10 protein-coding genes, 1 tRNA gene and 1 pseudogene are annotated in these 11,414 nt (G+C 70.1%); 4 read left to right on the forward strand and 8 right to left on the reverse strand.

The window, feature by feature from the left end; translation table 11 throughout:
- The 6 genes from KME75_RS35365 to KME75_RS35390 all read right to left on the reverse strand — a co-directional run.
- Window positions 1–232: DUF6444 domain-containing protein (locus KME75_RS35365; protein ID WP_308283379.1), on the reverse strand; the 232-nt coding region annotated here is incomplete at its 3' end.
- Between the two features lie 87 nt (window positions 233–319).
- Complete coding sequence (locus KME75_RS35370; protein ID WP_219419300.1) at window positions 320–790, reverse strand: NUDIX hydrolase; 471 nt, start codon at window positions 788–790, stop codon at window positions 320–322.
- A gap of 39 nt (window positions 791–829) precedes the next feature.
- The gene (locus KME75_RS35375; protein ID WP_219419301.1) at window positions 830–1,546 is read right to left on the reverse strand and encodes a helix-turn-helix domain-containing protein; all 717 of its coding nucleotides are present in this window, start codon (window positions 1,544–1,546) and stop codon (window positions 830–832) included.
- A 502-nt stretch (window positions 1,547–2,048) separates the two neighbouring features.
- Window positions 2,049–2,792 (reverse strand): trehalose-phosphatase, encoded by a 744-nt coding sequence (gene otsB, locus KME75_RS35380; RefSeq protein ID WP_219419302.1) that lies wholly within the window; start codon window positions 2,790–2,792, stop codon window positions 2,049–2,051.
- Window positions 2,789–4,222, reverse strand: a complete 1,434-nt coding sequence (locus KME75_RS35385; RefSeq protein ID WP_219419303.1) for an alpha,alpha-trehalose-phosphate synthase (UDP-forming) — start codon at window positions 4,220–4,222, stop codon at window positions 2,789–2,791. Before KME75_RS35385 ends, otsB begins: the two co-directional genes overlap by 4 nt.
- A 48-nt stretch (window positions 4,223–4,270) precedes the next feature.
- Entirely contained in the window at window positions 4,271–5,692 is a 1,422-nt protein-coding gene (locus KME75_RS35390) for a threonine/serine exporter family protein (protein WP_308283380.1), read from the reverse strand.
- A 122-nt stretch (window positions 5,693–5,814) separates the two neighbouring features.
- Here KME75_RS35390 and KME75_RS35395 point away from each other — a divergent pair.
- Both KME75_RS35395 and KME75_RS35400 read left to right on the forward strand, forming a co-directional pair.
- A tRNA-Thr gene (locus KME75_RS35395) sits at window positions 5,815–5,889 on the forward strand.
- Between the two features lie 168 nt (window positions 5,890–6,057).
- The gene (locus KME75_RS35400) at window positions 6,058–7,554 is read left to right on the forward strand and encodes a site-specific integrase (protein WP_308283382.1); all 1,497 of its coding nucleotides are present in this window, start codon (window positions 6,058–6,060) and stop codon (window positions 7,552–7,554) included.
- A gap of 97 nt (window positions 7,555–7,651) precedes the next feature.
- On the opposite strand, the pseudogene KME75_RS35405 reads toward KME75_RS35400, so the two are convergent.
- Window positions 7,652–9,041 (reverse strand): annotated as a pseudogene (locus tag KME75_RS35405) (IS1380 family transposase).
- 415 nt (window positions 9,042–9,456) lie between these two features.
- Here KME75_RS35405 and cutA point away from each other — a divergent pair.
- On the forward strand, window positions 9,457–9,795 hold the full coding sequence (gene cutA, locus KME75_RS35410; RefSeq protein WP_219419305.1) for a divalent-cation tolerance protein CutA: 339 nt from the start codon (window positions 9,457–9,459) through the stop codon (window positions 9,793–9,795).
- On the opposite strand, the gene KME75_RS35415 is transcribed toward cutA, so the two are convergent.
- Window positions 9,733–11,103, reverse strand: a complete 1,371-nt coding sequence (locus tag KME75_RS35415; protein WP_219419306.1) for an NsdA family TPR-like regulatory protein — start codon at window positions 11,101–11,103, stop codon at window positions 9,733–9,735. The two genes, cutA and KME75_RS35415, sit on opposite strands and share 63 nt — an antisense overlap.
- Before the next feature lie 193 nt (window positions 11,104–11,296).
- On the opposite strand from KME75_RS35415, the gene KME75_RS45330 reads away from it, so the two are divergent.
- The coding region (locus KME75_RS45330; protein WP_308283383.1) for a transposase domain-containing protein at window positions 11,297–11,414 on the forward strand (118 nt) is incomplete at its 3' end.

The following is an 11,414-nucleotide window of genomic DNA, read 5'->3' on the forward strand; positions in this document are numbered from 1 at the left end:
TACCGGGCTTGCGGCCGCTGCTGCGCCGGGTCGACCGCGGCGCCGGTGCGGCCGGCCCATCCGTCGAGGGCGGCTGCGAGGAGTTCCGCGAGGTGCGCCCCAACCGGCGCTTGAGCTCTGCAACCTCAGCATGTAGCGCCTCGATCCGCGCGGCCTGCTCAGCGATCAGCCGGGCCTGCTGCTCGACCAACGCGACGAGCCCCTCGCGCGACGGCTGCTCCGACCGGGACACCCCACATGATCAGCACACCGCGGCGGCGAGATCACGCAGCGACACGCCATGAGATCCCGGCCTCGGGACGTGAATGGTTACCACCGATCAGGTGTAGTAGGGCTCGGTGCGGTGCGCGAAGCCGTGCTCGATCCGTAGGCGGATCGATGGATGGATGTCAAGCGACGGCAGGTCGGCGCGTTCGACCCATCGGACTTCGCTCGACTCGTCGCTGTCCCTCGGCTCCCCCGCGACCGGCTTCCCGCGGAAACAGATGGAGAACTCCTGCCGTACCTCCCCGTCGCTGAACTCGACGACGTGCGCCGGATTTGAATAAACGCCGATGAGCCCGGTTACGGCGATCGTGATCCCGGTTTCCTCAGCCGTCTCCCGTATCGTGGTCTCGGTCATCGTCTCGCCGAGCTCATGCCGGCCACCGGGCAGCGCGTGCAGGCAGCTGTCCGTGCGGCGGATCATCAGGAGCCGGCCCCGATCGTCGAGGACGAACGAGCTGGCCGCGATGACGATGCTCGTCGCTTTCGGCGCATCGGGGTCGTCCAGGTAGTCGGTGCGAGCCACCCCCCGATCTCATCACCACGAGGCGGGACGCGAAAGCGATCAGACGTCGATGAAGCTCTTGGTGTAGATGGTGAACAGGTCGCCGGCACCGAGCTTGCGCAGGTGCAGGGCGGGCGCGTGTGCGCCGGGCGCGCCGTAGACGTGGCTGTTGACGATCATCTCGTCGTCGAAGCGAAAGATCGAGTTGTAGAGCGTGGTCGAGTGGAACCGGAACTCGATACCCGGCGTGCCGCACAGCGGCGAGTACGGCACAAGGCCGTACTCGATCCGCGCCGTGAGCACGCCCCCGCCGAGTCGTTCCTCGTTGCTGCGCAGGTTCACGGCCCCCGAGTTGGGGTCGCCGAACGCTATGCGGATCGTGACGCCAGCGGCTGCCTTGTCGGTCAGGGTCTGGATGAAGTCGGGTCGCTCGACCAGGAACAGCCCGGCATGCACAAGGATGTCAACCCGATCGCTCGTGCCACCAAGTAGGCGCTCCCAGAGGTCCGCCGGAACCGTATTGCGGTGCGGATAGACACCGACGACTTCTGACGCCGTGATGGTCGCCTGCCGCTCCGGTGGGACGGCCGTCGGCCACAGGTACGACTCAGCCTCCCCTAACAGCGCTGCGAGCGTGCGTCGGTGCCGGGCGTACGGGGTGCGGCCGGTCGTCATCCAGCGCTCGACAGTCTTGGGATCGACCCGGGTCTTCTCTGCGGCCTTCTCGATCGTGACCCCCGCGGCCAACAGAGCGTCACGCAGTCGTTCGTTGGCCACAAGCGCGCAGCCTACATCCGAAGGGACGTCTGGTGTCCCTGAGACGTCCTGAGTCGTCAAGGCTCGTGGTGAAGACGTCCGCCGGATGTGCCGAGAGTGAGGAGTCGACGGACCCCGGATAGGCCGGGTCCGCCAGCCGACGGAGGTCAGATCAGAGGTGACACAGGTACCCGGGTGCGCGGGGGGAGTCGGATCGAGTGCGGCACCTGCCACGACACCCAAGTGGCTCGGATGAATCCAGTCGTCGAGTTCATCGCGCGTCACCCAGGGCTGGCTGAGCGGCTGGTTGCGGAGCACATCGACGACGGGCGCGGCTACTGCCCTGCGTGCGCCCTGAGCGCACAGCGTGGTTACCGAACTTTCCCCTGCGACATTCGACGGATGGCGGAGCAAGCGCTGCACCAGTCGGCGTGTGATTGATCAACCGGGGATACAGCCGACCGAGCCCGATATTGGCGTGCCGTAGGTGAGCGGAGAACGCCGCCGGCATGGTGTTTTTCACTCACGAGCGCGCGGCGCGCAACCGCTCCAGCAGCGCGGCCACGTCCGCCGGCGCGTCCACCCGATGCTCGGCGGCCGTCTCACCGGGCCCGACCTTGACGCCCATGTCACCGGGCCGCAGCCGGGCGAATGCCGTCTCGTCGGTGACGTCGTCGCCCGCGAACAGGACGGCATCGGCGCCGATCCGCTCGCGCAGCACGTCGAGTGCCGCGCCCTTGTTCATCCGCATCACCGAGAGGTCGAGCACGGCCTTGCCCGGGGTCGCCTCGATGCCCGGCCGCGTGGCCGGCCCGCTGCGGACGGCCTCCAGCACCCGGGTGGCCACCGCGGGTTCGGCGTTGCGCACGTGCACCGCCACCCCGGCGAGCTTGTCCTCGAGCGCCACGCCGGGCTCGCCGTCCACGAGCTCGCGCAGCTCGGTGGTGAGGCGGTCGAGCCGGTCGCGCTGCGCGTCGTCCAGCACGGCACCGCCGTCGTCGAACTCGCCGCCGTGGCTGCCGATGAGCCGGACGGGGCTGCCGAAGCCGGACACCGTGCCCAGGTCGGCGAGCCCGCGCCCGGACAGCAGCGCCACGGTCGTGTGCGGCAGCGCGGCGAGCGCCTCGATCGCCGCTGCGGACTCCGGCAGCGGCCGCGCGTCCGACGGGACGTCGACGATCGGGGCGAGCACGCCGTCGAAGTCGAGCGCGACCAGCAGGTGCGGCACGGCGGCGAGCGCCGCCAGGTCCTCGTCGAGCGTGTTCACTCGGCCCCACCGTGGGCAGGCGGGAGACCCAGGGCGTCGAGGAAGGAACGCGCCCACCGGTCGACGTCGTGCCCCAGCACCTGCCTGCGCAGCGCGCGCATCCGTCGGCGGCCCTCCTCGGGGGTTATCGTCAGCGCGGCGTACAGCGCGTTCTTGACGCCATCGGTGTCGTGCGGGTTGACCAGGATCGCGTCCTTCAGCTCGATCGCGGCGCCGGCGAACTCCGAGAGCACCAGCGCGCCGCCGTTGTCGTGCCGACAGGCGACGTATTCCTTGGCGACGAGGTTCATCCCGTCCCGCAGCGGCGTCACCAGCATCACGTCGGCGGCCACGAAGAACGCCGCCAGCTCCTCGCGCGGCAGCGACTGGTGCAGGTAGTGCACGGCGGGGTGGCCCACCCGTGAGTACTCGCCGTTGATCCGCCCGACCGACTGCTCGATGTCGTTGCGCATCTTCTGGTAGTGCTCGACGCGTTCCCGGCTCGGCGTGGCCAGCTGGATCATCACGACGTCGTCGGCGCTCACCCGGTCCTCGACGAGCAGCTCCTCGAACGCGCGCAGCCGCACGTCGATGCCCTTGGTGTAGTCGAGCCGGTCGATGCCGAGGATCACCCGCTGCGGGTCGCCGAGGTCGGCGCGGATCTGCTTCGCGCGCTCGATCACTTCCGGCGTGCGCGAGAGGCGGTCGAGGGCAGCCGAGTCGATCGAGATGGGGAACGGCCCCAGCTTGACCGGACGCCCGTCGACGACGACCTCATTGCGGCCGTGCCCGGGTACCGCGCTCGCGATGCGGGTGGCGAGCCAGCGGAAGTTGCGGGCGCCGCCCGGGGTGTGGAAGCCGACCAGGTCGGCCCCGAGCAGCCCCTCGATGATGCGGGTGCGCCACGGCAGCTGCATGAACAGCTCGGTGGGTGGGAACGGGATGTGCAGGAAGAACCCGATGCGCAGGTCGGGCCGCAGCTTCCGCAGCTCCGCGGGCAGCAGCTGCAGCTGGTAGTCCTGCACCCACACGGTGGCGCCCTCCGCGGCGACGTCCGCCACCACCTCGGCGAAGCGGCGGTTGACCCGCACGTAGGCCTGCCACCAGTGACGGTGGAACGCGGGCGGCGCGACGACGTCGTGGTAGAGCGGCCACAGCGTGCCGTTCGAGAAGCCCTCGTAGTACTCCTCGACCTCCTGCTCCGTCAGCCGCACGGGGTGGAGCTGCAGCCCGTCCTCGACGAGTGGCTCGACGTCGGCGTCGGCGAGGCCGGGCCACCCGACCCACGCCCCGTCCCGGCTGCGCAGCATCGGCTCCAGCGCGGTGACGAGCCCGCCGGGACTGCGCTTCCAGCGTTGGGTGCCGTCGGGGAGCTTCTCCAGGTCCACCGGTAGCCGGTTGGCCACCACCACGAAATCGGCGCTGGTCAGTGCAGTGCTGCCGGTGGGCATGGTCCTCCTCCTACCGCCGCGTGGTCACGGGGACGGCAGGATCGGAGCCTACTGCGGCTCGGCGTCCGGCGCGGGCTCCGCGACGAGCACCGGTTCCGCGGACGTCGTCGTCGGCGCGGGCCGCGGCCGGGCCAGGAAGTCCCCGAAGGTGACGCCTGCGGCGAGCGCGAGCCCGATGCCGAGCGCGACGGTGACCGTCACCACGCCGTCGACCGTGTACTCGACGGCCAGCTGGTAGAAGCCCCGGTAGGCCGTGAAGCCCGGCAGCAGCGGGGTGATGCCCGCGAGCGTGACGACGAACGGCGAGATGCCGCCACCGCGGCGCAGCAGGCCGGTGCCGATCCCGACGACCACGGCCGCGGCGCCGGTGCCGGCGATCGGCCCGAACGACAGCACCTGCGTGAGGAGCCCGTAGGTGCTCCACCCCGCGGCCCCGGTGAGCCCGGCGGCGATCAGCGGACGCCACCGGGCGTAACCGGCGAGCGAGTACGACGCCGCGGCCAGTGCCGCGGCGAGCGCCGAGATGCCGAACTGAGCGGCACCGCTGGGCAGCTCCCCGGCGACCTCGAGGACCAGGCCGAACGCGAAACCGATCTTCAGTGCGAGCACGACACCGGTCAGCAGCCCGGCCGACAGCAACGCGATCTCGGCGGCCCGGCCGGCCGACGTGACGTAGTAGCTGGATATCGCGTCCTGGACCGTACCGACGACGGACAGCCCGGACAGCAGCACCGTGATGCTCGCCGCGATCACCAGCGATGGTCGCGTGCCCGGCGGGAACGCGCCGGCCGCGAACAGCGCGAGCGTTGCCCCGGTGGCGAGCATCCCTCCGACGACCTGCTGGAAGAACGCGGGAAGTCCCCAGCGGTTCAGCAGGCGCCCGGTGCGGTCGATCACGGCCGTGACGACGAACGCGACCAGCGCGGTGGTGATCTCGGCCCCGAGGAGCAGCGCGATCGAGGCAGCCAGCCCTGCCCAGCCCGCCGTCGCCACCCAGCGCGGATAGGGGTGCGCGGCCGCGACGGCCTCGGACAGCGCCGTCGCCGCCGACTCGATGTCGAGCCTGCCCTGCTCCACCCGGTCGACGACGGCCGCGACCTCGGCGAGCCGGGTGAGGTCGAGCGACCGGTACCGGACGAGCCGCATCGACGTGACCGGCGCCGCCGCCATCCCGCGGTGGCAGCACATCGTGATCGACGTGAACGTGATGTCCACATCGACCGCCGACAGCCCGGCCGCTGCCGCGAGCCGCAACATCTGCCGGGTGGTCTCGTCGGCGCTCTCCCCGCTGGAGAGCAGGACCTCGCCGACGCGCATGCACAGGTCGAGCACCTGCTGCACGCGCGCGTCGTCGGGCACCTGCGGCCCGAGCGGCCGCATCAACTGGACGGTGGGCGGCCCGGCGTGCAGCAGCCCGTAGGCCTCGCGGCGCAGCGCACTGCGCATCCGACGCGTGAAACGCTCGCCCACGGTCACACCGCGCGCGGGGGACGGGCGCCACCACGGGTGGCGACGATCGGCAGGGCCATGGTGTCAAGGGTAGGTGCGGGCTCTCCCGCGCTCCGACGGCACTAGGATGGCCGGGACGACCGGCCGGTGTAGCTCAGTGGTAGAGCAACTGTCTTGTAAACAGTAGGTCGTCGGTTCGATCCCGACCTCCGGCTCCAGCTCTGACCAGCAGTTTTGGTCTTGCGGTTCGACCCCTTCGCGCGAACGTGCCATCAAACGTGGTGCGAACGCGCTACGATCCTGCCGTGGCGCGTCGTATCGCGGCTGGTCGTGTCCGCGCACGAGGCAGTATCCAAGCTCTCCCGAGCGGTGCACTCCGCGTCCGGGTGTACGCGGGCTACGACGCCCTGACGGGCAGGCGGCATTACCTGACCGAGGTGGTGAAACCTGGCCCCAAGGCAGCTGACGAGGCCGAGGCTGTCCGGAACCGGCTGCTGAGCCAGGTCGCGGACCGGCGACATCCCCGCACTGCCGCGACCGTTGACCAGCTGCTGGATCGCTACCTCGACCAGTTCGACGGCGCGCCGAACACGCTTGCGCTCTACCGGAGCCACGTTCGGAACCACGTCTCGCCCTTGCTGGGTCATCTCAAGGTCGGAGCGATCGACGCCGACGTACTGGACTCGTTCTACGCGGAGCTGCGGCGATGCCGGAAGCATTGCACGGGGCGGCGCCGAGCGGACCACCGGACAACCGGCCCCCACGAGTGCGACGAGCGGTGCGGTCCGCACGTCTGCCGGCCGCTCAGCGCGATGAGCGTTCGGCACATGCACTTCATCCTCTCCGGAGCGTTCAGGCGAGCTGTGCGTTGGCGCTGGATGGCGGTGAGCCCGATCGGCCAGGCTGAGCCGCCGCCTGCACCGAAGTCGAACCCTCAGCCGCCGACAGCGCAGGAGGCTGCGCGGATCGTCAACGAAGCGTGGCGCGATCCGGACTGGGGCGCGCTTCTCTGGGTGGCGATGACGACCGGCGCCCGGCGCGGTGAGCTGTGCGCGATCCGCTGGTCCTCGGTGAGCTTCGAGGAGGGCAGGGAGGTGATCTGGCTGCGGCGTGCCATCCGCAAGGAGGGGGGCCGACTCGCCGAGGCCGACCTCAAGACCCACCAGCAACGCCGGATCGCGCTCGATGCCGAGACTGTCGCCGTACTCAGTGAGCACCGGGACCGCTGCCGGGAGCGCGCTGCGGCGTTAGGGACCGAGCTGGCGTCTGACGCGTTCGTGTTCTCGGGGGCCCCTGACGGCCGCACGTTCCCCGTGCCGGACTCGCTGACGCAGCGGTACGAGCGTCTCGCCGGCCGCCTTAGTATCGACACCACGTTCCACAAACTCCGGCACTACTCCGCCACCGAGCTGATCGCAGGCGGTGTCGACCCGCGCACTGTCGCCGGCCGACTTGGCCACGGTGGCGGCGGAACGACCACACTCAAAACCTATACGGCGTGGGTCTCGGAGGCCGACCAGCGCGCGGCCAAGGGGATTGGTGCAGGTATGCCACCGCGCCCGCCTGAGATCGATGAGTCAACGCGAGCGCGCACGAATCCGCGGTACCCGTACGAGGTGCTTGCCGCTGCCCTGGCGCGGCAGATCGAGCAGGGGATTCTGGCCCCTCATGCCGCTGTTCCGACGCCCGCAGCGTTCGCTGCGGGGCACGGTGTCTCCGTGTCGACTGCGAAGCAGGCATTGTCGCTCGCGCAGGAGTGGGGCCTGCTCACGCTGGTGGGCGGGAGCGGTCTGCGGATCGTGGCCCGGCTCGACGCGGGCAACCCTCGGAGCGCGGCACTGAGCCTGGATCCACCGGCGGTAGTTTGTGACCCCTGTAGTTGATCTTCGGTGGGTGCGGGCGGTGGTCGGGCAGGGTTGATCCGCCGGTCTGCCCGGCCTTTCCACTGGTGGTCTCCAGTCGTGGCCTGCGAGGCCGATGTCAGCCTGCTGTCGGGAGCGGGTCGTGCAGGGCGTGGCGGAACAGTTCGTCGAGCCCGGCCTCCCAGGGCCAGTGCTGCGGGAGGTGCAGCACGAGCCGGTGTGCGGAGCGGGCGAGTCGGGCGGGGACGCCGATAAGTTGGGCGCGGATGGTGCCGGTGCGGGCCCGGGCGTGCAGGGTGCCGGCGAGTGCGCCGGCGGCGCGGGTGAGGTTGTGCGCGATCGCGGCGCAGGCCAGCCAGGCGGCGTTCGCGGTGAACCGCCCAGAGGGCAGGTGCGCCAGCGCGGAGTCCTTCAAGTCGGCGATGACCTGCTCGATGATCGCGTGGTCGCGGTGGGTGGCCTCGGCGTGAAGCATCGGTTCGGGGCTGTCGGTGAAGATCGCGTGGTAGCGGTAGACGACGAACATCTCCGACTGCCCGGCCGGCACCGTTTTGGGGTTGAGGCGGCGGACCCGGCGCACGATCAGCCGGGCGGTGACGTGCTCGGTCTTGCGGCGGCCGGTGAACGCGGTGAACTCGATCTGGGCGACCTCGGCGTCGGAAACCCAGCGCTGCTCCTGCTCATCCCAGATGGCGTTCGGGTAGCGGATCGGCACCCACGCCGTCTCCGGGATCGTGGTGATGGCCCTGGTCACCGTGGCGGTGTGGCGGGCGGTGACCGAGAACCGGGGCGCCGGCGCGGCGGCAGGTGTTGATGATGTCGTAGCCGTAGTAGGCCGAGTCCGCGCGCACGATCACCAGCCCGGTCGCGCCGGCCCGCCGGGCGCTGGCGAGGGCGTCGGCGAGCAGCTTCGCCGCGCCGCGCACCGAGTTCGTCGCGCCCTTGCGCAGCCTTGTTGCGGCGATCACCGGCGCCGACATCCCCGTGCTGATCGTGGCCAGCAGCGCGTTGAGCCCGTTCACCCCGGTGTAGCCGCGGCCGGCGCCCTGCTTGGCGTAGCCGTAGGTCTGGCGCACCGTGTCGTCCAGATCCAGGAACGCGACCTGATCGGCGCCGACCAGGACCGGGGTCGCCCGCGCGAGCCGTGCCAGCAGCCGGGCGGCCACGGCGTCGAGTTGGCGGACGTGGCCGAAGGTGAACAGCCGCAGGAACGTGCCCAGCGTCGAGGGGGCCCGCACCTCGGTGAACAGCCGGGGCATCCCGCCGTGGCGCAGCAGGTCCAGGTCGCTGATCGAGTCCGCGCCCGCGACCATCCCCGCGACCAGCGCGAGGACCTTCCCGGTAGCGTTTGCGCCGCCCTTCGCGGCGATGCTCAGCCGCTCGGTCAGCAGCGTCGCCAGCCCGCACCGGGCGGCCAGCGCCATCACCGCCGCCAGACCCGCGCACGACACGAGATTCGGATCATCGAACCGCACGCCGATCGCGCGGCGGGCGTGAGATAGTCGCATCCAGCGGATGCCCTTCTACTCGGTGACCAAGGACCCTCGACAAGTCCTATCGTCCCAGGTCAGAAGGGCATCCGTGTGTCACGACCCGCTGTCAGGCACTCATTTCCACGGTGGATCCAGGCTGAGACCTCAACCCGAACCAGCGCCCAGCGTTGGAAGCGCAAACCTCCTCACGTTCACGATCCGACCTCGGGACCTCTGTTGCGCGATTCTCGACCGTCGCCGATGCGAGCAATGCCGGCGAGCTCCAGCAGGTGCTTGTCGACGCGCTCCCTCGATTCGGCGGCGATTCACTTCGGATCACGGAGTATGAGATGGACGTGCATCGTCCGGGTGACCATGAGCCGCTACTGACGTTCGTTGCCTCGACGCGGACAGGGTGACCCCGACGGCGCCCGGCCGTAGTCTCGGTGTCATGACGGACCTGCTCACTGTGTCGACCGCAACACCGACCCGCGAGGCCGCGCTCCAGCTTGCCGAGTCTGCCATCACCGCTGGACTTGCGGCTGGCGGGCAGGTGGCGGGCCCGGTTGCGTCGTTCTTCTGGCACAACGGCGAGTTCGGGCAGGGCGAGGAGTGGACGGTGAGTTTTAAGACCACCGCTGCCCGCTATGCGGACCTCGAGGCGCATCTCGTTGAGCATCACGAGTGGCAGAACCCGGAGGTGACCGCGGTGCCGCTGGCACGGGTGTCAGCGGCGTACGTCGAGTGGGTGGAGCGCATCACCACTCAGAAGGTCGCGCACGGCGGGTAGCTTCTGGTGCTCGGACAGCCGGGATGCGACGGCCGCGAGACGCTCCCGGGGCCGGACGGACGACACGTTGCCCATGACGGCCAGGCTCGAGTGCACCACCGCGACGGCCTGCTCGATCTCGCCAGCATCGATGTACGAGTCGGCTAGCCAGGACGAGTAGAGCGCCTTGTCGCGCGAGTGCGCGTCGCTGTACCGGCCCAGCGCGGACTCCAGCACAGGAACGGCTCGGAGCGGGCGGCGTAGCTCGCTCCAGCAGCGGCCCGTCATGATCTCCAGCTCAGTCTCGTCGATCCATGCGGCATAGTCCGGGGTCTGTCCGTTCGTCCGTGCAAGTGCCTCTGCGGCACGGCCGAGGCAGCGCGCCGTGGTGTCCGCGTCGCCGTCGAGCGCGAACGTCCACGCGGCGCGGGAGTAGAGCAGAGCCTGCACGCCGGGATCGACCCCGAGCTGCTCGGCGGCGCGGATCGACTTCTCAGAGATCGCCCGGGCCGGGCGGCCGAGCCCAATCAGCTGGTATGCGTGGAACGCGAGCGCGTTGCCGGCGAGGCCGGGGTCGCCGGCTTCCTTCGCGGCGGCATGGCTCCGTCGATAGTGGTCGCGGGCAAGGTCGTGCCAGCCGGCGTCGAAGGCAGCCCAGCCGGCTTGCTGCGACTGCTCGGCGTGCAGCGCGAGAAGCCGACGGTGGATAGGCTCCCGGTTCGCTCCGCCGCGGAGCAGGTGCTCGGTCAGCTCTGCTTCGCCTGCGTACAGCCGGTACGTGTCGGCGCCCCCGAGTGTGTCGTCGAGCTTTCGCAGGCTGACGAGACGATGGCTGAGCTCGCCGATCACGTCGGAATTGCTGCTGGTCCCTTTTGTAGTGCCACCCACGACGGACGCCAGGAGACCGGAGATTGCGAGCGAGGATCCCGCTCGCAGGAAGTCGCGTCGCTGCACGCTGTCCCCGTCTCCCGTACCGAAGTCGTCATGGTCAAACGCGGACGCTAGGTCCGATGACGTGCCATCGGCAGGGCAAGACCCTGGCAGACCGGAAGCAGGCCGTGCCTGACTGCGTGATGGTGCATCGGGCGCCGGGGCACCGAGCTGCGCGAGCAGACGACGATAGATCGCTTGTGGACGTCTGACGGCACCGCTCTCCCAGCGGTTGACCAGGCGCACGTCCAGCTGCGTCCCGCGTTCCTCCTTGGTCTTGAACGCGAGGCCGACGAGCTGGTCGACCAGGTCCTGCTGCGACCAATGCATGGTGCTGTCGCGCCAGCGCCGCAGGCGGACGCCCCACGGGTCATCACCGCTTCCGTTGGCGCTCGTCATGCCGGCCCCTCCCCCCGCCTACCGCAAGTCTGCCGGGGGTAACTGCGCAATGGCCTTGCGTTAGGTTGATCTTGGCGCCGACACGCCGGTCGAGGTGTGTCGTCTGGTGGTCGCCTCTGGGGATGATCGCCGGGTGGCGCACGACGGGTCGGAGGGGGTGTCTCCGGAGGGCTGGTTGCCCGATCGAGTGTCGGTGGGGTCGCTGACGAAGGCGTTCCCGCCGGAGTTGGTGGACCGGGTGGTGGCCACGACGGATACCCGCGAGCTGCGGCGGCGGCTGTTGCCGGCGCGGCTGACGGTGTACTTCGTGC

The sequence above is a fragment of the Pseudonocardia nigra genome, from assembly GCF_019396355.1.
GTDB classification, from domain to species: Bacteria; Actinomycetota; Actinomycetes; order Mycobacteriales; family Pseudonocardiaceae; genus Pseudonocardia; species Pseudonocardia nigra.